The organism is Prolixibacter bellariivorans ATCC BAA-1284 (assembly GCF_000621705.1).
In the GTDB taxonomy this organism is placed as follows: domain Bacteria; phylum Bacteroidota; class Bacteroidia; order Bacteroidales; family Prolixibacteraceae; genus Prolixibacter; species Prolixibacter bellariivorans.
Map to the genome: position 1 here is coordinate 283,979 of NZ_JHXO01000007.1, position 20,566 is coordinate 304,544.

Here is a 20,566-nt window from a genome sequence, read left to right on the forward strand (position 1 = left end):
AATGCTGAATGCCCTCACCTTTTATCTATAAATGAGTTATTCTTTGGTATCGTCTTCCGAAGTTTCAGATTCAGTTTCTTCTTCATTTTCCTCATCATCGTCATTCAGCAACTCCTTTTCCTGCAACAGGTTGTACCACTGAATAACCTTCCGGATATCGGAAATGTATACCTGGTCACGGTCATAATCAGGCAATACCTCAGCAAAATAATTGGTAAGCTCTTCCGTTGATGCCTTATGGCTGATTGCTTTACCACCATTTTCCTTCTCAATGATGTTTTTGAAAACCTCCTTCAATGGAACATCTTCCTGTAAAGTGTAAATGGCAATATCTTCCAGCGAACTGATTTTAGAGCTGGCAAATGCCGGCATCTTCTTTCCGTTCAGCAACGATTCGACAATGATGTTATTCTTTCCTTCGGATACTACTTTGAAAAGTCCGGGCTGACCGGAAATCGCCAAAATTCCTTTTAACATATGCTTCGTTTCTTATTTTTTTGGTGCACGAATATAGTAAATAAATTGGCGTAAAACCTTGACAAAAGTAAAGTGGATATAATCCGGAATGCATTTTTACAACATCCCGGATCGAATCCATTAGTTTATTATCAGAAATCGATTTGCTGTGTTATTCCAAACCGAATCCATCTACCTGGCTGTACCAGATTGCCGAAATCGTAATAGGTTTTATCCAACAAATTGGAGACTCCCATATATATATTGGTTCCTCTTCTCTTCCAGTATAAACGGGCATCGGCCAGCCAAAATGGCTTGTAGCTCACTTCCTGGCCGTAACTGGTTCCTGTCCAGCGGGTGTAAGCGCCATTTCGATCCTGGTAGGAAAACTGCCAGTTTGCCCCCAAATGTTTCCAAATAGCATGCGAAACACCTATGTCGAGCTTGTTTTTCATGTAATCCAGTACATACCTGGAAGCATAAATTCCGCTCTGTTTGTTCTGGTTCATCCATGCATACGAAACATCGATGGAATGAATAAAGGTCTTCTTTCCGAATAACTCGTTGGGATTGATTCGTACCGCGAACTCTACCCCATCGGTATTTATTTTGGTCAGATTCTCAGCATGCCAGACTGTCTCATCAGGTTGATGAACCCAGTCAATCATGTTTTTCCCCCACCGGTGAAAATATGAAAAGTGGCCTATCAATCCTTTCTGTTCCAGCTTGATTCCGGATTCAAGTGTGGTGGCTTCCTCGGGTTTCAAATCCGGATTTCCCACATTGGTCGGACTGCTGTAATACAAATCGGTAAAAGTGGGCATGCGAAGTGATTTGTTCACCGAGGCATACCAACGGGCTATTTTGCTGAAGTTCCAACTCACATCAGCTCCGGGGTACAAATTCCATTTCATGCCCAGTTGTGAATTCCAGTTGGTCATTAATCCGGCCGAGAACATCCAGTTTTTCAGGTAGACCGAATGTTCCAGGAATATACTGAAGTTGGTCCGGGAATCGGATTTCGTGAACTGAATACCATTCTCTCCCGGAACATTAATTGGTTTGTCTAAATCTTTTCCCAACACGGTACTCCAGATGTTTTCACTCCGGAAATTGGAACCAAATGCTGTTTTTCCTAACGGGGAAGTAAACCACGCATTCAGATTCGTTCCGTACACATCGGTCAAATGGTAATTGTGTTGTGTGTACCACGAAGGCGCATCAACCATGCCTCGGAAAAGCTCAAAACGGTCCTGGTTGCGCCGCCAGTAAACAGAAGGTGTGAAATGCACAATCTTCCCGGTCTCCATTTTGGCTGAGGCGAAAGTAGTTTTGATGCGCTCGTACTGATTGGGATAAGCAGGCGTGTAGAAGCTGTTGGCCCCAAATCCGCGGTTAGTGTAACCGGTCTGAATATCCAGGTTACCTGCATTGGTCATGATTTTCCCTTGATAAAACCCTTCGGCAATATCGAAATCGGTGTTGTCGATATAACCATCGGATTTCCGGTAATCAGCTGCCACGAAGTTTTTCATGTGTTTCGAAACCACAGTACCTGACATACCGGCATTGTAATAGCCGTGCTGTCCGCCTGCTGCGCGTACTTTCACGTTCGATTGGTCACTGGTTCCGGTAATGATGTTGATGGCTCCGCTGAAGGCATTGGGTCCGTAAACCCGGGACGCGGGCCCTTCGAGGATTTCGATGCGTTCGACTGCATCGAGGCTGATGGGGAGATTTAAATTGTGGTGACCCGTTTGGGGGTCGGTGATGTTGATGCCGTTGAGCAGGATGAGAACCTGGTCGAAAGAACCTCCGCGGATACTGACATCGGCCTGAACACCGAAATTACCACGTTGTCGTACATCAACATTCAGGGCGTACTCTAAAAGGTCCTGAATACTCTGAACCGGAGCAGCCTCAATCTCGTCCTTCCCGATGACGGTAACGACACGAGCCACCTGCGAGAAGGTTACAGGGGCCCGTTGCGCACTCACCACTACCTCATCGACCTGATGAACGTCTTTCGTCAGATCGAGGGTGTCGCGGCGGGCATCCAGAAGATTATCTGCGGCGTTCGAAGGTATGGCATGCAAGAGATACATTGCCCCCAGCGAGCCGATACGCACCACTTTGTGCAGGCTGCTGAAGACCGAGTATCCTTTCCGGCCCCACTTTCTGAACGTCACCACTTCGGGTGCCTGGCGCTTGCCAGTTGTTTTGTTCATAAAATGATTGTTTAAGTTAAAATGAAACGGCGCAAAGTTAGCCAATCATTTCTTTTATTACTTTCAATTTTGGATCTTAGTACCTGTATCTACCTGAAACTAACACGAACTGAATCTAATAAGAATGAAAACAAACCGAAGAAATTTTTTCCGCCTGGCAGGCCTAACTGGTGCAGGTATTCTTTCCGGCGGGTTGTCTTCCTGCCAGCAGAAACAACAAAATGAAACTTCCGTAAGCGCGCTTCCCGAAATCAAAGAAGCGGCTAAGAAGAAACACACGCAGCGATTTAACATGTCAGGTTATGCCGCTCCCAAAATGGAAAAAGTGCGTATTGGTATCATTGGTCTGGGTGATCGTGGTTCAGGCGCTGTGGTTAGATTGGCCCACATCGACGGGGTTGAAATCAAAGCATTGTGTGATAAACGTCCCGCGGCCGTCGACGCGTCCCAAAAGGCACTCAGGGAAATGGGACTTCCCGAAGCTACAGCCTATTCCGGAACTAATTCGGCGTGGAAGGAGTTATGCGAACGGGGAGATTTGGATTTGGTATACATCTGCACTCCCTGGAGTTGGCATACGCCGATGGCTGTTTATGCCATGGAAAACAGAAAACATGCAGCAACCGAAGTTCCTGCTGCCACAACCGTCGATGAAGCATGGCAATTGGTTGAAACTTCAGAGAGAACAAAAAAGCATTGCATGATGCTGGAAAATTGCTGTTACGATTTCTTCGAATTGTTGACACTGAACATGGCACGACAAGGATTCTTCGGTGACATTGTGCACGCTGAAGGAGCTTATCTCCATACTTTACTCGGAATGAATTTCGCCAAGCCGCAGGACAATAAACAATCTGACGGCGCCTATACCGATATGTGGCGGTTAAAGGAAAACTTCCGGAATGGAAACCTTTATCCCACTCATGGTCTAGGTCCGGTTTGCCAGGCAATGAACGTAAACCGTGGTGATAAGATGGAATACCTCACTTCGATGCAAACCAACGATTTCCAGATGGCTAAAATGGCGAATGAATTGGCAGAGGAAGATTCTTTTTATCAGGAGTTTGCCGGGAAAAAATACCGGGGAAACCACAATACCACATTGATTCGGACGACGAAAGGACGAACCATCGCCGTAAAACATGATGTTACCTCCACTCGTCCCTATTCCCGTATTCATCAGATTACTGGTACCAAAGCCACTGCACAAAAATGGCCGTCACCACAGCGAATTTCGAAGGAACACGGTTGGGCTTCGCCTGAAGAGTTAAAAAAGCTGGAAGAACAGTATACGCCGGAAATTGTGAAGCGCGTTGGTGAAATGGCTAAGGAGGTCGGCGGACATGGTGGAATGGATTTCATTATGGACTGGCGGCTGATCGATTGCCTTCGAAATGGCCTGCCACTTGATCAAGATGTGTATGATGCAGCACTATGGAGTGTCATTGCTCCACTGAGTGAGTGGTCGGTTGCTAACCAATCCAATTCCATTGAAGTTCCCGATTTCACCTGTGGCTCGTGGGAAAATAATACCCCGGTTGACCTTTCATTAAGTGAAGGTGGAAATACACGGGTCATTAATCCTGAAAAAGCAGATAAATCGAAACAATTGAATGTTTAGAAATAATATAGCTACGAAAAAAGGTCAGCTTCCCGATGGAAACAGACCTTTTAATCTATGAAAGGACATAAACATGTTACAAATGACTTTACCGGCGTGCTCCCATATATATCATGATGTAATAAAATAGGGTGGCCAGTGAGGCTAATGCAGCTACGACATAGGTATATGCCGCCCATTTCAATGCATCCTGGGCTTTCTCCTGCGTTTGAGTTGTCGTAATACCGGTAGTTTTCAACCAGGCCAGAGCCCGGCTGCTGGCATTAATTTCCACCGGAAGGGTAATAAAACTGAACAACGTGGTTAATCCAAACAGGATAATACCAAACAGCAGAATGGCCGGGAAACGCTGAACGGTAAAAATACCGGCCAGCAAAATCCACATGGTGTACTTCGACGTGGCACTTACAATCGGAACCAGTTTTGAACGCAGTCCTAACCATTCATATGCTTTTGCATGCTGAACAGCGTGACCACATTCGTGTGCAGCTACTGCTGCCGCTGCAATACTCTGACCGTAATAGACTTCACGGCTCAGGTTTACGGTTTTATTGGCGGGATTGTAATGGTCGCTCAACTGACCTGACACCGTGCCGATTTTCACTCCCTGAATACCGTGGTCCCGTAGCATCTGTTCTGCTACATCACGCCCGGACATTCCGTTAGCAGTAGGAATTTTTCCGTACGCTTTAAACCGGCTTTTCAACTGGTAACTGACCAACCAGCTCAAAAGGGCAAATCCGATAAATATAATCCAAATCATATCTTTCTGTTTTTAGTTTCTTTCGTTTGCAATAACATTATCTGATTTACAAATGCCCTGCCAAATTATAAAACCGGACCGATTGGCAGCGTTCAAATTATCTTAAATTTTCTTAATACTGTCACGTTTTCCCGGTAAGGTTCATCATATTTGTAACATCTAAATAGATATGACTTATGAAACATCTGGTTTCCATATTTTCCGTTTTTGCTTTATTCCTTTCAACTACTTTCGCTGCAGTGCCTGCAGACGATGATATTCAGTTTCTAAAAGATGGAGTATCTTTCAGTCTTCCAGCCGACTGGACAATCATCTCTGATGAACCAGTCGGTGATGATGGACATTATTTTTCGGTTGAGCACAACACCGAAGATGCTACTGGTGTAATAACGGTTACCTGGCTGAATGCACATATTGAACCGGATGTGGTTATTGATTCGCACAAGAAAAATATGCGGGCGGCACAAATCTATCAACAGCCGGGAATTGAATTTACCGCCATTGAACCTGTCACTTTTGCCGGACGAAAAGCTTACCGTTCCAAATATGCGACCCTGGTAAACGGCAGCAAAATGGAAGGTGAAATCATTTGCCTGAATTGTGAAGGTAAAACGATCAGCTTTTTCGTGCAAAGCGGGCTGGATGACAAAAAGGCTACGGATGCAGCATTTCTTCAACTAGAACAGACTTTTGGCTGCCGCGAAGAATAATTGATGTTTTCGTAAAATCAACTTTCAGCTTTTTTTCTATTTTTAAATCAGATACCGACCTATTTATTATCCATATAAACTGACTGGATTCCAAACACAAAACCATTTTTTCACCATTAAAAATGAGGAGTTATGGAGACAGTTTGGGATTATCATCCAACAGCCGCTGAAATTGAGGAACTCGCCTTGATATCGCAGGAGAACTACAAACAGGTAAACCACGAAACAGCCAATCTCGATCTTTTTCTACTATTCAGCTATCGCAAAGAGAATGAGAAGGCAGCGGTATATTTTAATCGCCTGAGCGATGAGACAAAACAACCATTTATTACACAAAGTGATTTTGATTGCTGAACAGCTCGCTTAGTCTTTAAATTATAACAGGATACCAAAATAGAAAGCCACTTACAACGACAACGTATGTAGGTGGCTTTTTTATGAGCGGCAAACGAGACTCGAACTCGCGACCCTCAGCTTGGGAAGCTGATGCTCTACCAACTGAGCTACTGCCGCCTTTCAAATTATCAGCGCAAATGTACTATTTTTTTCAGTTGAGTTTTTTCTTCTTCAAAAAATACTCCTTCCCCGTAAGACTTTTCCATTCATATTCTAATAAAAAGCAGTCTAAGCGGAACTTTCTTTCCTGTTATACGAAAAAGTAATTATCGTCATTTCAACACGACTACCGATTCCTCATGTTCATCCCATATTGATATCGTTTTTCAACGTTCATGATTTCCTGTTGTACAATATGTTGGTAAACAGAATAAAAACTAATACGTTCATGTAGAAACTATCCATTAAATAAGCAACTTATGATAATTGGATTACTCAAGGAGGCCGGTTCTGAAAAACGGGTCGCCATGTTACCTGAAGTTGTCTCCGTTTTAATCGGGAAGAAAGTCGAAATTCTCGTCGAAAAAGGAGCCGGTGAAACCGCTTACCAAAGTGATGAGGATTTCAAAAAAGCCGGGGCTCAGATTGTATCGCGAAAGGAAGTTTTGGAAAAAGCTGCCGTGGTGATACAAATTCAACCTCCCGAGCCAGAGCTGGTCAAAAGCCTGAGAAAGGAGCAAATTTGGATTAGCCAGTACAATCCACTATGGAATACCGATTTGGTGAAGACTTTTATTTCAAGCGGAATAACCAGTTTTAGCCTCGATTCCATTCCCCGCATTACACGGGCCCAGGCAATGGATGTACTCTCATCGATGGCAACAGTTTCGGGGTACAAGGCGGTTCTGGAAGCTGCTTCTCTCCTTCCCTCTTTTTTCCCGATGTTCATGACGGCTGCCGGAACCATTCGACCTGCAAATGTGCTGATTTTGGGTGCTGGTGTAGCTGGACTTCAGGCTATCGCTATCGCACGAAAACTGGGAGCGCAGGTACAGGTTTTCGATGTACGTTCGGCCGTTAAAGAAGAAGTAATGAGCCTGGGTGCCAAATTCGTTGAAGTGGAAGGCGCCCGCGAAGATGCTGCGGCCGGTGGCTATGCCATTGAACAAACCGAAGATTTCAAAAAACGGCAGCAGGAAGCCATCAACGAAAAAGCAATCAAAGCGGATGTTGTTATCGGAACCGCGCAAATTCCGGGTAAAAAAGCCCCGGTTTTGGTTCCCAAAGAAGTGGTAGAAAAGATGAAACCCGGGTCGGTTATCATCGACTTAGCGGCTTCAACAGGAGGAAACTGTGAGCTTGCGAAAGACAACGAAACAGTCGAACATCATGGAGTTCGCATTGTCGGGCAGTCCAATTATCCGTCCCTAATGCCTGTGGATGCCAGTAAAATGTTTGGCAAAAATCTCTCCAATTTCCTTTCGCTTATGATTGATGAAGAAGGTCAGCTTCTGCTCGATTTTGAAGACGAAATCATCAAAGGAACCTGTATAACCCGCGATGGTGAAATAATTAGTGAGCGGGTCAAGTCGTTGATGAACAATAAAAACGAATGATATGGAACAGATATTAGTATATTTCTATACCTACAAGGAGGTCATCTTTGTCATCGCCCTTTCTATTTTTCTTGGTATTGAAGTGATTTCCCACGTGCCGTCGGTGTTGCATACGCCGCTCATGTCGGGAGCCAATGCTATTAGCGGTGTTATCATCATCGGAGGAATAATTCTGGTTGGCCACGCCGATACCAGCCATATTTCTACCGAACTGGTTCTTGGCGTCTTTGCCATCATTTTTGCCACTCTCAATGTGGCAGGTGGCTTTGTGGTTACCGACAGAATGCTGGAAATGTTTAAGAAGAAAAAGAAATAAGCGATCGATATGGATAAAATTATCGGAACACTAAACGGTACGCCCTTTACGATGGGTGAAACCCTTCTTCAGTTTAGCTATTTGCTGGCTGCACTACTGTTTGTTTATGGATTGAAATTACTGAGTCATCCTGAAACTGCGCGGCGCGGAAATATCATTGCAGGAGCCGGTATGTTGCTCGCCATGATCTCGACCATGTTCTTGCACAAAAATGCGGATGGACAGGGAATCGCATTAACAAACATCTGGATCATTATCATATCGATTGGCATCGGAACAGTTCTCGGTTGGTACATCGCCCGGACAGTAAAAATGACTGCTATGCCACAGCTGGTATCGTTTTTCAACGCTACCGGCGGTTTAGCTTCGGCACTGGTTGCGTTACTCGAATTTCCGCATGCCGATATTCACGATGTTCGGCTTGTCTTGGTTACACTGCTCGGGTTGGTTATCGGTAGCATCGCCTTTAGCGGCTCGATGATTGCCTATGGAAAACTTGACGGAAAAATTAAGGATATTAGGGCTGGTATCATGAAGTACGTGAATATTGCCTTGCTCATTCTCGTTCTGGCCATTTTTGTATACATGCTCGTATCCGGAAAAAATACTTCAGAGCTTAGTTGGGAGCTATACGTGCTGTTTGGAGTGTCGCTTTTGTATGGCGTTCTGTTTGTTATGCCTATCGGAGGTGCCGACATGCCGGTCGTCATTTCGCTGTTGAACAGTTTTACCGGTATTGCTGCTGCCATGGCCGGTTTTATTTATAATAACCAGGCCATGATCCTTGGAGGTATTCTGGTTGGAGCGGCAGGAAGTATACTCACTGTTTTGATGTGTAACGCCATGAACCGCTCGTTGCTCAATGTGATTGTCGGAGCTTTTGGTGGCGGCCCCTCTTCTGCGGAAGCTGAAGGCGGTACCATGAAAGAAATTACGCTGAGTGATGCTTCTATCCTCCTAAGCTATTCGCAGAACGTGGTCATTATTCCCGGTTACGGATTGGCCGTGGCTCAGGCACAGCACGTTTGCCATGAATTTGATCAATTACTCGCTTCGAAAGGGGTAAATGTTCGCTATGCCATCCATCCTGTTGCCGGACGAATGCCCGGACACATGAATGTTCTGCTGGCGGAAGCCGATGTTCCGTACAGTCAGTTGGTCGAAATGGACGACATCAATCCGGATATGCCCAATACCGATGTGGCGGTGGTAATTGGCGCCAACGATACCGTGAATACTGCAGCTATTGACGACCCCGGCAGTCCAATCGCCGGAATGCCCATCATTCATGCTCATGAAGCGAAAAACATTATTGTTATGAAGCGCGGACGAGGAAAAGGTTATGCCGGAATTGAAAATCAATTATTCTTTGGTGAGAAAACCCGATTGCTTTTCGGTAACGCAAAAGACTCGTTGCAAGCACTGGTTAGTGAGATAAAGAGTCTGTAATTAACGGTGATATGAAATGTCCCCGGATTTGTTGTGAATGGCAAATTTCGGGGACTTTTTTACTCCAACCAGGGATCCATAAAAAGATTGGTATTGGCGTAAATGTCTAAATTTTGATAGCGGAGAATGCTTTCCAACTGAATGCGCAATATCTTCACTTCCGGAAGTTTTTCTGCTTTCTCAAGTTGGTTCAATGCATTAAGAGCTTCTCCTAAACGCTGTTCTCCTATCAAGTTGGAAACCCGATTTAACAGCTCATCAATTTCTTTCCGTTTCATCAAAAAACATGTTTCGATGCAAAGGTTTATCCTGCCGCACTGATGTCTTTAGAATCCCTTGATTGATTTGAAAAAGCTGGAACGCTGCCGGGTGTTTGTGACGTTCCTCCATCAACCAATGGATATGCTTTTGCATGATTTCCAAAGCCTCTTTGGGAGAGTCCTGCATTATGATGACCGGAATAAAATGGCGATTGACCCGTTTCAGGTTGCCCCCAAACTTCTTTGAAACAAGAATATCAACCTTTTCGGAAGCAAATAATTCGGTCAGTAAACTGGCTTTTTCTTCGGAACCATGAGCAAATGAATGGTGGAAACTTTTAGCCGGATTAGTTAATTCCTTACAAAAGGCCATTTCACCTGCACGATAGTCATATAGCAGGAATTTTTCGGCATCGCCAAAATGTCTGGACTCAAACAGATGTTGAGCATTCACAGCTAAAGCAAAACGCAAATTGGATTTCATAAAGTCAGGTTTTATTGGTGGAAGCTTCAGCAATTTACACATTTAATATTTCTATGCAATCGGTATGGAAAATGCCGATTGCACAAAAGAATCGCACTCATCTATTCCGAAAAAAGGACGATTTATTTATTCATTCCGGGCAGAAGTCCGCTTTGCAAACGCTGTCCGCGTCCCTGTTCTCCAGTGCTTTTTCTTCTTTTTCCCATGCCCGTGCCGTAAGCCATTTTACTGGTATTGTCATCCGGTTTTCGGCAACGTCCCAGACCGCATCCGGTTTTAGCTCCTTCATTTTCGGGGCCTCTTCTATTTAGCCTTGACATGACTTTTAATTTTATTGATTTGACACACCCGCTTTACGAAGAACTCAGCCACACAGTGTTTCTTCCACATTCATCTGGTTATTCTTTTTAGCAAAATCCTTATTGTACAACACCACCGTATCGTTATTCTCAATATTCAGTAATTCATTAATTACCTGACAGTGCCCGGACAGCAAGAAGAAAACGTCCTTTGTTTTCTCCTCCTGAAATTTCCAGAAATTATTATGCCCTTTAGCAATGACCAGATCTGCCTTCTGATAAAGTTCCTGAAACGTCGACCGCTTTTGCAGTTGCACCGGTATTTGAAAATTGGAGGGCATAGCTATCGTTTTGGCTACTTCATTCATCCCGGTTTCTTTTGTATCTTCTTTGGTTACCTCATTTAAAATAGGACGCTCACGAACGATATAATACACGCCCGGGTGATTTATCCGCTCAATGAAAAGCTTGTCTGCAACAATTTCTCCGCAACTATTGCCGACATACAAAATGGTTTTGGCATTCCGAATTCGATTAAACAATTTTCCTGAATCGTCGATGGCCGGAATCATCCGTGAGTTGCCGACCATAAATTCCCGCAGGATATTTTCACTATATGCATTCGGAAAAATCCGGCCTCCGTTGAGCGCATACTGTAAAGCGCGCTGTACAGGACTTATCGAAAGAGAGATGTCGTTTCGAAATTCATCCGCTAATTGAAGCATCCGGGCATTCTGAAGGGATTTGTCCTTTTTGAGTTTCATCCCATTAGCACAGCGGGTTTCAATCGCATTATTGAGGAATTCAGGCAGAATGGGAGCTGTCTTTTGCGAATGTTCTGAACTGGCCATGTCACGAATCAGATCGAGTGTAATATCATTCACCCTCTCATCATTCCGGCAAAGACCTTTCAAATAATATTCTGCTTGTTTTATCAGGCATGTAACGCATTCCGGGAACATATGTATTTCTTTTTAAGATTCACTTCACCCATGAAAATAGTATTCACCTTTCAAAGGTAAGGAACAAGGTGAACATATGTTCTTTTTAATAAGAAAAACATTTCAACATTTACATGCTGAATGCAGAAAACTTAAGAAACAGTCAGGGATGTTATTCAATAATCAAAGGAAAGTGTATTGAAAAAATGATTCAGTAATTAGCATTACTTTTCTGAGTCATCCTTATTTTGAATGAATTTGGAGAGATAAAGTTGATGGTGATAAGAACCTTCTTTCAACATACTTCTTCCACATTTCGGGCATTTAACATCACGGCAAGGGGTGCCACACTGATGGGGAATACGAACATCGCAAACAACGCAGATGCAGTTATCTGAATTTTCTTTCTTTTTCATTGTTTTGCGTTTAATTCAATTAAATCATCTGAGTGGCATTTCCTGCATCGTAAGATTGGCTTCATCGTAATCATTACTTCCTTGCACTCGTTACAACGATACCAGTAATCGTCCGAAACAAAATTACCTCCCTGGATGAGAATGGCTTTCCCTTCGATAAAAGCAGTTGCCATATTCTTCCGGGCACTCTCGTAAATCCGGGTAATAGTTGGTCTGGATACGCCCATCCGTTCGGCAGCCTCTTCCTGAATCAGGTTTTCATAGTCAATCAGCCGTATCGCTTCATATTCCTCGAACAGTAAAATAACCGGTTCGAGATTTTTCATAGGAACACCAAACGGCTTGAAACCTTCCATAGTGGGCGGCATAGCGACTTTTCGGTTTCGCTTTCGGTTAGCCATAATTTTACAGAATTTCGATAAATGTAGTAATTATGAACTTTCGTTCCGAATAAAACAGGAGACAAAAAAAGTCTGCTGAACTTTCAACAGACTTTTACCTGAGCCACTCATGGGACTCGAACCCACGACCTGCTCATTACGAATGAGCTGCTCTACCAGCTGAGCTAAAGTGGCAATTTTCGGGTGGCAAATTTAGTAAAATTGGAATTCACTCCAACACTCCCCTCCCCGAAAATCGAAGTTTTTAATCTTCCCAGTCAAGAATAATTTTACCACAATTTCCTTCTTCCATGATTTCAAACGCTTTCTGAAATTCGGTGTAATGGAAACGGTGCGTAATAACCGGCGAAATATCGAGTCCTGACAACAACATTTTTTCCATTTTGTACCAGGTCTCGTACATTTCTCTTCCGTAAATTCCTTTCAGGGTAATTCCTTTGAAAATAACTTTATCCCACTCGATTTGTGTCGTATCCGGCAAAATTCCCAATAAAGAGATTTTACTGCCATTATACATGTGCTTAATCATTGAATCGAAAGCCACAGGCGAACCGGATACTTCCAGGCCAATGTCAAATCCCGAAACCATCCCGGCATCATGCATCGTCTTCTCCAAACTTTCCGTTCGCGGATCAATCACATTTGTTGCACCCATTTTCATGGCCAAATCACGTCGGTATGGACTCAATTCGGTTCCTATCACATTGCGCGCTCCTACAAATTTACTGATGGCAATGGCCATACAACCAATTGGGCCACCCGCACCTGTAACCAAAACGTCCTCACCAATGAGGGGGAAAGAAAGAGTTGTGTGTGTCGCATTTCCCAGCGGGTCCATAATGGAAACAATCTCATCGGGAATCCGGGCATCAATCTTTAGTACGTTTTCGGAAGGTACAACCACATATTCGGCAAATCCACCATCGCGGTTAACACCAATCCCGACTGTATGATCACAGATGTGCTTACGCCCCCGACGACAATTACGGCAATAACCACAAGCAATATGACCTTCGACCGTTACCCGTTCGCCTATTTCGAAATGTGTTACTTCGTTTCCCTTATCGGCAACTACTCCGACATATTCATGTCCGATAGTCATGGGCGTCTTAATGGTTTTCTGTGCCCAGGCATCCCATTTATATATATGTAAATCGGTTCCACAGACTGCCGATTTTTTTATTTTGACCAGCACTTCATTTACTCCAACTTCCGGAATGGCAACATCTTCGAGCCAAAGTCCTTTTTCTGGTTTACTCTTTCTTATTGCTTTCATGAATTTCTTCTTTTATCGGATGAATGATTTTAATTACTGTCAATCCGGATAGATTTGCACAATCCATTCGCAGAAGCAAAAATGTCTCTTCCTTTTACAAAATAAGGCAATTTGCCGATCCAAATCGCTAATAAATGTCATCTATTGCAGGCCTCCATTCAGAAATATTTTGACTGCCATGCTTTAAATCATTCGCATTCAGGATGAATTAGTCTTATATAAAGAATATGCTGAAAAACATATTAATAACAAATGTCATATTATTCACTGTTTATGTGAATGTTAGAGACATTTTGCTTCAATAAAGAATTAGTAATTGTTGTAACTACATTAACATTTTTAACAAAAATTAATAATTAGTGCTAAATTAGCTAATGCTAAACCTGATGAGCATTTTGATTGAATCTGAAGGTTCAGACCTTTTACTAAAACCACAACATTTTCTGACCTAGCTATGCTAAACTAATGAAGCGGGAGTTTTCAACTTCCCGCTTTTTATTTTGCAATGTGTCTGATGTTGTATCGAATGCGGACATAAAAGAATATTCCGGCGGAAGCCAAACCGGCAAGAAACCCAATCCAGATTCCGGCAGGGCCGAACTTCAGGACGAATGCAAACAGGTAACTAACCGGTATTCCTATTAAAAGGTACGAGATTCCGGCCATATACATGGGATATTTCACATCGGCCATTCCCCGCAGACATCCCAGTGAGACTACTTGTAATCCATCGAAAACCTGGAAAAAAGCAGCAACGACCAAAAGTATCGATGCCTGATGTATGACAGCTTTATCAGGAGTAAACACAACTGGAAGTATATTTCGGAACACGATAAATACAACGGCCGACAGTCCCATAAAGAGTAAAACAAGATGCCGCGATGCTTCAATGGCCATTCTCATTTCCCTTAACCGGTGCGCGCCCATCCAATTGCTGACCCGAACGGTGGTAGCCATGGCAATACCGTTGGAAATCATAAATGTCATGGTTGCCATACCAAGCGCCACCTGGTGAGCAGCCAGCGGAACGGCTCCCAACCACCCCATCATCACTCCGCCAAAGTTAAAAGCAATTATTTCGAGAACGAGCTGTACCCCAATTGGTAAACCTATCTTCAATAGCTCAGCCATTTTTTGTGTGCCAGACCGAACCGATGGAAAGAATAAAAGGTATTTTCTGAAATTACCTCTGGAATAGAGAAGCAACGCCATCATAACCGGCATAGCAAAACGGGCAACTAATGTAGCATAACCGGCCCCCAGAAGTCCTAACGCAGGCAATCCGCCTTTTCCGAATATCAAAAAGTAATTCAGAAAAATATTCAGTGCATTGGCCGTCAGGGTCACCATCATAGCAATATGTGTATTGCCCAGACCTTCTGCAAATTGTTTCAATGTGAAGAATAAGAGAAAGGGCAGCATGGAAATGCTCAGAACCCTGAAGTAAGGAATCGCTAAAGCAACTACCTCCTTCGGTTGTCCCATATATGGCATGAGATAAGAAACGCCCCAGGAAGCTGAAGTCAACACTATGGTGAAGGCAAAATTCAACCACAAGCTGTTTTTAAAATATATCGCAACCTCGCGGAATTGATTTCGGCCAAATGCCTGCCCCACCAATGGTGTCAGTCCGAATGTAATCCCCATTCCCAGCATCATAACCAGGTAAAACAGATTGCTGGCAAACGATGCAGCTGCGAGTTCGGGCGTACCAACATGTCCAACCATTACCGAATCAGCCAGCTGCACCACTACCTGTCCGGCCTGTGAAAGCATCAGCGGAAAAGCAAGATGTAATATATTATAATAATATGATCGATAATTCCGGAACATGCGGCTCTTTGTTTTCGGCGTCAAAAGTACGACACTTTGCCGAATAAAACTGAGCTGTTTCAGTTGGCTTAATATTGAAGCAAATTCGGCTATTACAATCTTTGAATTCATACAAATAGTTCCTATATTTGCGCGGTTTTAAAACAATTATTATTAATAAAACTGAAACAGTATGTTGAATCAGTATGAAACCGTTTTCATTGCAACTCCCGTTTTATCTGAAGCCCAGATAAAGGAAGCGGTTGACAAGTTCAGAGAGCTGATTACCGGCAACAAAGGTGAATTGCTCCACGAAGAACACTGGGGATTAAAAAAACTGGCTTACCCCATTCAGAAAAAATCGACTGGGTTCTATCACCTTTTCGAATTTAAAGCAGATCCGGCTTTTATTAACAAGCTCGAAACTGAGTTTCGTCGCGACGAGCGTGTCATCCGTTTCCAAACTGTGAAACTGGAGAAATATGCAGCTGAGTACAGCGAGAAAAGAAGAAACAAAGTAAAAGCTAAAAAAGAGAAGGAGAACTAAATCATGGCAGGTAATACAAGCGAAATCAGGTATCTGACCCCGCCGTCAGTCGAAATCAAAAAGAAAAAATACTGCCGTTTTAAAAAGAACGGAATTAAGTATGTTGATTACAAGGATCCGGAATTCCTGAAGAAATTCCTGAACGAACAGGGTAAAATTCTTCCCCGTCGAATTACCGGAACTTCGTTGAAATACCAGCGTAAAGTAGCGCAGGCCGTAAAAAGAGCCCGTCAGATTGCTTTGCTGCCTTATGTAACCGATTTGTTGAAATAAAAAAGGAGGAGGTAAGACTATGGAAATCATTCTGATTCAAGACGTACCCCGCCTGGGTAGTAAAGATGACATTGTAGAAGTAAAGGACGGTTATGCACGTAACTTCCTCATTCCGCAAAGACAGGCTGTTGTGGCCACCGAATCGGCTAAAAAAGTACTAAGCGAAAACCAACGTCAACGTGCTCATAAAGAAGCGAAGTTGAAAGAGGAAGCTCAGGCAGTTGCAGCTAAACTCGAAGGCTTGAAAATCAGTATTGGTGCAAAAACCAGTACGACCGGAAAAATCTTCGGTTCAGTTAATAATATTCAGATTGCTGAAGCTCTGAAAGAAAATGGCTTCGACATCGATCGCAAACAGATTACCATTAAACAGGATGCCATTAAAGAGGTTGGTAAACATATTGCGAAAATTAAACTGCACCGTGAAGTATACTTTGAACTTGAATTCGAAGTTGTTTCCGAGTAAGGTTATATAACTTATAAAACATTATTATTGATTAAATTCTTTCCGACATTACATTTTTTCAAACAATATAAAAGCCGTCAATTTTTGACGGCTTTTTTCATCTGATTAAAATTTTGGTCTTCTGAAATACGTCACTACCGATTAAGTTTCTCTACGATTTTACGGCAATGGTTTCAATTTCGACTAATACACCCAGCGGCAATTCTTTTACCGCAAAAGCTGCTCTTGCCGGTGGATTCGTTTCATAATACCTCCCGTAAACCTCATTCATGTCCTTAAAATTGACCATATCTGTCAAAAAGCAAGTGGACTTCACTACCTCATCAAAACCAAAACCAGCGGCTTTTAAAATGGCTTCAATGTTTTTCATTACCTGCTCGGCTTGTGCAGTAATGCCTTCGGGTATTTCCTTTGTTAAAGGATTAAGCGGTATTTGCCCGGAAATATAGAGCGTTCCGTTCACTTCAATAGCCTGGCTATAGGGCCCGATTGCTGCAGGGGCATCCGGAGTTGATATAATTTTCTTCATATAATTTGATTGAATTTATCTTTTGTCATGTAAATATAACACAAGAAAAGCATGGAAACTCCCTGCAGAAAAGATTCTGTTCAATGATTTCAGATAACGATTTTGTAGAAAAAAGAAAGGAAATTTAATGACGAAAGAATCCACGACAAGATTGAAGTCAGTTTAAAACCAAATGATCTTTTAAAACCCAAATACAAAAAACCAATCTTAAAACCGAAAACGACTGTCGTGGATTCAATTGCAATATTGGCAAACCCTGATGAGAAAAACAACAGTTTTGGCTCAAATTCTCTACCCTATTGATGTTATTTACTTAATTAAAAATCGATCAAAATGACCTTCACCATTCCCTTCAACGTATGTTTTTTTAAAATATTTTGTAAAAATCAACTTTTTTTTACGCCCTTCAAGTTGTTGATTTTATTGGGTTATAGCCTATCTACACCTATTCGATAACGATTTTTTTATAAAATTTCTTGTCAAAGATCTTGACACGTAAGGTTAGACTTTCGTAACTTGGCATTACCAAATACAAAACAAAAACCAATTTTAAAACCAGGTTATGACAAAGCATCTAACGGTGCTGGTTCCTGAATTCTTGGTCAACACTTCCTCCTTCCCCCAGGAAATTGCCCAGTATGGAAACCAGTTTAAAAGTGAAGGTTTCGAGGGTCCACCCTCCGATCATGTTTATGGTGGGAAAAACAATCCAGTCACATTCGAGAGTACAATTGAAGCTATTGAGTACGTCGTATTTAACAGCCTCACTCGACTAATGAACTCAACTACTTCTTTAATTAAAAAATTAATAAGTTAAAAAATTCTTTTGAGCTATTGCTTTTTAGAATTGATGTTCATAAATTGTATTACGTTAAAATAGATTAAATCTTAATAAAAATACTTTAAAACCCAAAATCTCCTTTTTTATAAACCAATCTTAAAATTGAAAATTATGAAAAAAGTAATTTTACTCTTAGTAGCTGTAATGATCAGCAGTGTCGTATTTGCAGACGGTGGACGCCGCCATCACAGACAAATGGATAACAACGACGCAACTATTTCTCAACTGGGTATGTGGAACAAAGCCAATATCAACCAAACTCAGGCTAAAAAATCATTGGCAACTATTCGCATCTTAGGAGTAGGTAACGAAGCTTCTATTAAGCAGGTAGGTTATGGTAACGTAGCTGGTGGTCAGATTCACGCTAACACCGATCCTTGTGGTGGATTCTGCGCTTACACTGACTATTCATTTTATCCTGGACAAGGTGGTGTCTGCATGTCGTCTGTAGACTTGGCTTGTTGCGGTAAAATTCCTGGTCACTATTATTCATTTGACCTTGCTCCTCTCGTTCCTGGAATCTTTGCAGCTGGTGAAAACAACGTTGCTACTATCTCTCAAGACGGTGCATTCCTCATCGCAGGTATCATTGTTATGGGTGAAGATAACAAAGTTGGCATCAAGCAACAAGGTTTAGGCAACATGGCCGCTGCTTGGGTTGATGGTAAAGACAACCACGTTGTAATTAAGCAAGGTGCTCATAGTTCTTTCAACTCAGCTTCTGCTAAAGTTACCGGAAGAGACAACGAAACATTTGCTTCTCAGAATGGTTTCGGCAACTTGTCTGCACAGGTTGTATCCGGAAAAGACAACAAAGCATATGTTGAGCAGAATGGTGCTTTCAACGTAGCTTATCAGAAAGTTTGTGGACATGATAACACTGTATTAGCAGAACAGTATGGTTGGGCTAACAAGAGTGTTCAGGTGACCGGCGGTTCTGGTAACACTTCATTGGTACAGCAGTTTGGTATGAAAAACCAGGCTACCATCGTTCAATAATTAATTTTTCAAAATCACACTTAGTTTTCGATCCAATTTTCATACGAATTATTTATATTGATAAATCATAACTGATTTTGGGTCTTAGCTGCCTGCTTCGGCAGGCAGCTTTTTTTAATACTAATGTACTATGAAAATAACTCTGAAAAACATGAAATCAGTAGCAGTCATTTTTACCCTGTTACTGACTTTTAGTATGATGACAGTTTCTGCACAGAAGGAAGATAAACCAACTATTCTGTTTGCGCCTCAATGGAAAGTAAATACCACGATAAAATACCAGGCCGACCTTCAGAAAACTGTAAAACAGGGTGATTTTCACTGGACCGGAAACTATAACAGCATCCAGCAATTAACGGTTAAATCGAAAGACGATTCAAGTTTTGTCGTACTTTGGAAAGCTCAGGGATTTCCAGTTAATATTTTTCAGGACTATCCCGGACCAATGTTCGATTGGTTCCAGGAATGGAGCAAAGGAAAAACCGTTGACTTGCTAATTAAATTTAACAACCTAGGCATACCTATTTCTGTTTTGAATCCCGATTCTGTTCGCTCCTTTTATCTGAATATGGTTGATGAGTTTCTAAAAAAGTTACCCTCCCGCGATGTAAGCCCACTCGACAAGGAACAGGTAAAACAATCATTAATCAATCTCAAAAACATCTATATTCCCTCTGAACAGTTACCGACTAGCTTCCTTAGTAATTTGTCACTGCTTTTCCCTTTATTTGGTAAAACCTTTTATGAGAACCAGGATTTGAAAGTTACGCAATACACCCAGTTACCAGGTGTTAACTTTTCGGTTCCCATTCAAGTACATACTCAGCTCATGAAAGAATCCAAAGAGCAATATCAATTGACATCCAATAAGAATGTTCTTCCATTTAATCAATGGCGTATCAAGCCAGCTGGATATACATCAATAGACTTTGATTATTCAGACTCATTGGATTTTAAATACGATAATGCAAATCAATGGGTGACCTATGCAATGCATTCAATGAATTACGAAAGAAGTGATTATGCCGATAACTTTGTTATTACATACACTAAAGTCAAATAATTTTAGTTATTTAGTATATAGTTAATGCTACTAAATTTACCATTATGAAGAGGATCCTAATAATATGGTTATGCCTTTTACCATTTATGGCAAATGCACAGGACTTTGTCTATACGCCTGTCAATCCTTCATTTGGAGGCAACACATATAACTACAGCTGGTTGTTGAGTTCAGCCGACGCACAGAAAAAGCAGACATCAACCAGTACTTCCACAGACCCGTTTGCCCAATCGCAAACAAATCTCAGCGACTTCGCATCCAATCTGAATAACCAGATTCTGAACCAATTAGCAAGTCAAATCTTACAGAATCAGTTCGGTAATTTCAGTCTACAGAATGGACAATATACCATTGGTAATTATCAAATCGACATTAAACAGGGAACTCAAGGGTTAGACGTTAATATTTTGGATACACAAACCGGGGGTCAGTCAAGTATTACGATTCCAAATCAGTAAATACAA

General features: G+C 42.2%; 24 protein-coding genes and 2 tRNA genes. 12 read left to right on the top strand and 14 right to left on the bottom strand.

Going from position 1 to position 20,566, the window contains the following annotated elements; genetic code table 11:
• Positions 1-36: 36 nt before the first annotated feature.
• Both T426_RS0109115 and T426_RS0109120 read right to left on the bottom strand, forming a co-directional pair.
• The gene (locus T426_RS0109115; protein ID WP_025865411.1) at positions 37-477 is read right to left on the bottom strand and encodes a DUF5606 family protein; all 441 of its coding nucleotides are present in this window, start codon (positions 475-477) and stop codon (positions 37-39) included.
• A gap of 131 nt (positions 478-608) precedes the next feature.
• Complete coding sequence (locus T426_RS0109120; protein ID WP_025865410.1) at positions 609-2,684, bottom strand: TonB-dependent receptor plug domain-containing protein; 2,076 nt, start codon at positions 2,682-2,684, stop codon at positions 609-611.
• A gap of 124 nt (positions 2,685-2,808) precedes the next feature.
• Between T426_RS0109120 and T426_RS23235 the strand changes: the two genes are divergently transcribed.
• Positions 2,809-4,305, top strand: coding sequence for a Gfo/Idh/MocA family protein (locus tag T426_RS23235; protein WP_025865409.1), 1,497 nt, complete (start codon positions 2,809-2,811; stop codon positions 4,303-4,305).
• A gap of 88 nt (positions 4,306-4,393) precedes the next feature.
• Here the strand turns inward: T426_RS23235 and T426_RS0109130 are convergent, their stop codons facing one another.
• Positions 4,394-5,068: a zinc metallopeptidase gene (locus tag T426_RS0109130; protein WP_025865408.1), complete on the bottom strand. Its 675-nt coding sequence runs from the start codon at positions 5,066-5,068 to the stop codon at positions 4,394-4,396.
• A gap of 176 nt (positions 5,069-5,244) precedes the next feature.
• Here T426_RS0109130 and T426_RS0109135 point away from each other — a divergent pair, with 176 nt between their 5' ends.
• Entirely contained in the window at positions 5,245-5,778 is a 534-nt protein-coding gene (locus T426_RS0109135) for a DcrB/PsbP domain-containing protein (protein WP_025865407.1), read from the top strand.
• Between the two features lie 132 nt (positions 5,779-5,910).
• On the top strand, positions 5,911-6,132 hold the full coding sequence (locus T426_RS0109140; RefSeq protein WP_025865406.1) for a hypothetical protein: 222 nt from the start codon (positions 5,911-5,913) through the stop codon (positions 6,130-6,132).
• An 86-nt stretch (positions 6,133-6,218) separates the two neighbouring features.
• Here T426_RS0109140 and T426_RS0109145 read toward each other — a convergent pair.
• Positions 6,219-6,291 (bottom strand) — tRNA-Gly (locus T426_RS0109145).
• A 302-nt stretch (positions 6,292-6,593) separates the two neighbouring features.
• Here T426_RS0109145 and T426_RS0109150 point away from each other — a divergent pair.
• From T426_RS0109150 to T426_RS0109160, 3 genes are read left to right on the top strand one after another with little or no spacing between them, the layout of a single operon-like run.
• Positions 6,594-7,730: a Re/Si-specific NAD(P)(+) transhydrogenase subunit alpha gene (locus T426_RS0109150; RefSeq protein WP_027585571.1), complete on the top strand. Its 1,137-nt coding sequence runs from the start codon at positions 6,594-6,596 to the stop codon at positions 7,728-7,730.
• A 1-nt stretch (position 7,731) separates the two neighbouring features.
• Positions 7,732-8,046 carry an NAD(P) transhydrogenase subunit alpha part 2 gene (locus T426_RS0109155; RefSeq protein ID WP_025865405.1) on the top strand — a complete coding sequence of 105 codons (315 nt, stop codon included), beginning with the start codon at positions 7,732-7,734 and terminating at the stop codon, positions 8,044-8,046.
• A 9-nt stretch (positions 8,047-8,055) separates the two neighbouring features.
• Positions 8,056-9,495 (top strand): NAD(P)(+) transhydrogenase (Re/Si-specific) subunit beta, encoded by a 1,440-nt coding sequence (locus T426_RS0109160; RefSeq protein ID WP_234406821.1) that lies wholly within the window; start codon positions 8,056-8,058, stop codon positions 9,493-9,495.
• A gap of 59 nt (positions 9,496-9,554) precedes the next feature.
• On the opposite strand, the gene T426_RS0109165 is transcribed toward T426_RS0109160, so the two are convergent.
• From T426_RS0109165 to T426_RS0109200, 9 genes are all read right to left on the bottom strand, one after another.
• Positions 9,555-9,773: a hypothetical protein gene (locus T426_RS0109165; RefSeq protein ID WP_027585572.1), complete on the bottom strand. Its 219-nt coding sequence runs from the start codon at positions 9,771-9,773 to the stop codon at positions 9,555-9,557.
• On the bottom strand, positions 9,754-10,239 hold the full coding sequence (locus tag T426_RS0109170; protein ID WP_027585573.1) for a NifB/NifX family molybdenum-iron cluster-binding protein: 486 nt from the start codon (positions 10,237-10,239) through the stop codon (positions 9,754-9,756). The genes T426_RS0109165 and T426_RS0109170 overlap by 20 nt, the downstream gene beginning before the upstream one ends.
• A 122-nt stretch (positions 10,240-10,361) precedes the next feature.
• The gene (locus tag T426_RS25520) at positions 10,362-10,559 is read right to left on the bottom strand and encodes a hypothetical protein (protein WP_025866287.1); all 198 of its coding nucleotides are present in this window, start codon (positions 10,557-10,559) and stop codon (positions 10,362-10,364) included.
• A gap of 44 nt (positions 10,560-10,603) precedes the next feature.
• Complete coding sequence (locus tag T426_RS25060; protein WP_025866286.1) at positions 10,604-11,500, bottom strand: ARMT1-like domain-containing protein; 897 nt, start codon at positions 11,498-11,500, stop codon at positions 10,604-10,606.
• 203 nt (positions 11,501-11,703) lie between these two features.
• Complete coding sequence (locus T426_RS25525; RefSeq protein ID WP_081782549.1) at positions 11,704-11,895, bottom strand: hypothetical protein; 192 nt, start codon at positions 11,893-11,895, stop codon at positions 11,704-11,706.
• The gene (locus tag T426_RS0109185; RefSeq protein WP_025866285.1) at positions 11,892-12,296 is read right to left on the bottom strand and encodes a DUF134 domain-containing protein; all 405 of its coding nucleotides are present in this window, start codon (positions 12,294-12,296) and stop codon (positions 11,892-11,894) included. Before T426_RS0109185 ends, T426_RS25525 begins: the two co-directional genes overlap by 4 nt.
• Positions 12,297-12,397: 101 nt before the next feature.
• Positions 12,398-12,470, bottom strand: a tRNA-Thr gene (locus tag T426_RS0109190).
• 70 nt (positions 12,471-12,540) lie between these two features.
• On the bottom strand, positions 12,541-13,572 hold the full coding sequence (gene tdh, locus T426_RS0109195; RefSeq protein ID WP_025866284.1) for an L-threonine 3-dehydrogenase: 1,032 nt from the start codon (positions 13,570-13,572) through the stop codon (positions 12,541-12,543).
• A 495-nt stretch (positions 13,573-14,067) separates the two neighbouring features.
• Positions 14,068-15,516 carry an MATE family efflux transporter gene (locus T426_RS0109200; RefSeq protein ID WP_234406903.1) on the bottom strand — a complete coding sequence of 483 codons (1,449 nt, stop codon included), beginning with the start codon at positions 15,514-15,516 and terminating at the stop codon, positions 14,068-14,070.
• A gap of 61 nt (positions 15,517-15,577) precedes the next feature.
• Here T426_RS0109200 and rpsF point away from each other — a divergent pair, with 61 nt between their 5' ends.
• Genes rpsF through rplI form a run of 3 tightly spaced genes read left to right on the top strand, consistent with a single transcriptional unit; the run spans position 15,578 to position 16,670 of the window.
• Positions 15,578-15,931: a 30S ribosomal protein S6 gene (rpsF, locus tag T426_RS0109205; protein ID WP_199898749.1), complete on the top strand. Its 354-nt coding sequence runs from the start codon at positions 15,578-15,580 to the stop codon at positions 15,929-15,931.
• A 3-nt stretch (positions 15,932-15,934) separates the two neighbouring features.
• Positions 15,935-16,204 (top strand): 30S ribosomal protein S18, encoded by a 270-nt coding sequence (rpsR, locus tag T426_RS0109210; protein ID WP_025866281.1) that lies wholly within the window; start codon positions 15,935-15,937, stop codon positions 16,202-16,204.
• Between the two features lie 19 nt (positions 16,205-16,223).
• Complete coding sequence (rplI, locus tag T426_RS0109215; protein WP_025866280.1) at positions 16,224-16,670, top strand: 50S ribosomal protein L9; 447 nt, start codon at positions 16,224-16,226, stop codon at positions 16,668-16,670.
• A 151-nt stretch (positions 16,671-16,821) separates the two neighbouring features.
• Here the strand turns inward: rplI and T426_RS0109220 are convergent, their stop codons facing one another.
• Positions 16,822-17,199, bottom strand: a complete 378-nt coding sequence (locus tag T426_RS0109220; RefSeq protein WP_025866279.1) for a RidA family protein — start codon at positions 17,197-17,199, stop codon at positions 16,822-16,824.
• Positions 17,200-18,151: 952 nt separating this feature from the next.
• Between T426_RS0109220 and T426_RS0109235 the strand changes: the two genes are divergently transcribed.
• From T426_RS0109235 to T426_RS0109245, 3 genes are all read left to right on the top strand, one after another.
• Positions 18,152-19,039 carry a hypothetical protein gene (locus T426_RS0109235; protein ID WP_027585574.1) on the top strand — a complete coding sequence of 296 codons (888 nt, stop codon included), beginning with the start codon at positions 18,152-18,154 and terminating at the stop codon, positions 19,037-19,039.
• Between the two features lie 151 nt (positions 19,040-19,190).
• Positions 19,191-20,102, top strand: a complete 912-nt coding sequence (locus tag T426_RS0109240) for a hypothetical protein (RefSeq protein ID WP_036985402.1) — start codon at positions 19,191-19,193, stop codon at positions 20,100-20,102.
• A gap of 44 nt (positions 20,103-20,146) precedes the next feature.
• Positions 20,147-20,560, top strand: coding sequence for a curli production assembly/transport component CsgF (locus T426_RS0109245; RefSeq protein ID WP_025866207.1), 414 nt, complete (start codon positions 20,147-20,149; stop codon positions 20,558-20,560).
• The last annotated feature ends 6 nt before the right edge of the window (positions 20,561-20,566 follow it).

Bases quoted from the DNA above. Each gene is read 5' to 3' on its own strand.
- T426_RS0109115 (WP_025865411.1), bottom strand. From the start codon at position 477: ATGTTAAAAGGAATTTTGGCGATTTCCGGTCAGCCCGGACTTTTCAAA.
- T426_RS0109120 (WP_025865410.1), bottom strand. From the start codon at position 2,684: ATGAACAAAACAACTGGCAAGCGCCAGGCACCCGAAGTGGTGACGTTC.
- T426_RS23235 (WP_025865409.1), top strand. From the start codon at position 2,809: ATGAAAACAAACCGAAGAAATTTTTTCCGCCTGGCAGGCCTAACTGGT.
- T426_RS0109130 (WP_025865408.1), bottom strand. From the start codon at position 5,068: ATGATTTGGATTATATTTATCGGATTTGCCCTTTTGAGCTGGTTGGTC.
- T426_RS0109135 (WP_025865407.1), top strand. From the start codon at position 5,245: ATGAAACATCTGGTTTCCATATTTTCCGTTTTTGCTTTATTCCTTTCA.
- T426_RS0109140 (WP_025865406.1), top strand. From the start codon at position 5,911: ATGGAGACAGTTTGGGATTATCATCCAACAGCCGCTGAAATTGAGGAA.
- T426_RS0109150 (WP_027585571.1), top strand. From the start codon at position 6,594: ATGATAATTGGATTACTCAAGGAGGCCGGTTCTGAAAAACGGGTCGCC.
- T426_RS0109155 (WP_025865405.1), top strand. From the start codon at position 7,732: ATGGAACAGATATTAGTATATTTCTATACCTACAAGGAGGTCATCTTT.
- T426_RS0109160 (WP_234406821.1), top strand. From the start codon at position 8,056: ATGGATAAAATTATCGGAACACTAAACGGTACGCCCTTTACGATGGGT.
- T426_RS0109165 (WP_027585572.1), bottom strand. From the start codon at position 9,773: ATGAAACGGAAAGAAATTGATGAGCTGTTAAATCGGGTTTCCAACTTG.
- T426_RS0109170 (WP_027585573.1), bottom strand. From the start codon at position 10,239: ATGAAATCCAATTTGCGTTTTGCTTTAGCTGTGAATGCTCAACATCTG.
- T426_RS25520 (WP_025866287.1), bottom strand. From the start codon at position 10,559: ATGTCAAGGCTAAATAGAAGAGGCCCCGAAAATGAAGGAGCTAAAACC.
- T426_RS25060 (WP_025866286.1), bottom strand. From the start codon at position 11,500: ATGTTCCCGGAATGCGTTACATGCCTGATAAAACAAGCAGAATATTAT.
- T426_RS25525 (WP_081782549.1), bottom strand. From the start codon at position 11,895: ATGAAAAAGAAAGAAAATTCAGATAACTGCATCTGCGTTGTTTGCGAT.
- T426_RS0109185 (WP_025866285.1), bottom strand. From the start codon at position 12,296: ATGGCTAACCGAAAGCGAAACCGAAAAGTCGCTATGCCGCCCACTATG.
- tdh (WP_025866284.1), bottom strand. From the start codon at position 13,572: ATGAAAGCAATAAGAAAGAGTAAACCAGAAAAAGGACTTTGGCTCGAA.
- T426_RS0109200 (WP_234406903.1), bottom strand. From the start codon at position 15,516: ATGAATTCAAAGATTGTAATAGCCGAATTTGCTTCAATATTAAGCCAA.
- rpsF (WP_199898749.1), top strand. From the start codon at position 15,578: ATGTTGAATCAGTATGAAACCGTTTTCATTGCAACTCCCGTTTTATCT.
- rpsR (WP_025866281.1), top strand. From the start codon at position 15,935: ATGGCAGGTAATACAAGCGAAATCAGGTATCTGACCCCGCCGTCAGTC.
- rplI (WP_025866280.1), top strand. From the start codon at position 16,224: ATGGAAATCATTCTGATTCAAGACGTACCCCGCCTGGGTAGTAAAGAT.
- T426_RS0109220 (WP_025866279.1), bottom strand. From the start codon at position 17,199: ATGAAGAAAATTATATCAACTCCGGATGCCCCTGCAGCAATCGGGCCC.
- T426_RS0109235 (WP_027585574.1), top strand. From the start codon at position 18,152: ATGAAAAAAGTAATTTTACTCTTAGTAGCTGTAATGATCAGCAGTGTC.
- T426_RS0109240 (WP_036985402.1), top strand. From the start codon at position 19,191: ATGAAATCAGTAGCAGTCATTTTTACCCTGTTACTGACTTTTAGTATG.
- T426_RS0109245 (WP_025866207.1), top strand. From the start codon at position 20,147: ATGAAGAGGATCCTAATAATATGGTTATGCCTTTTACCATTTATGGCA.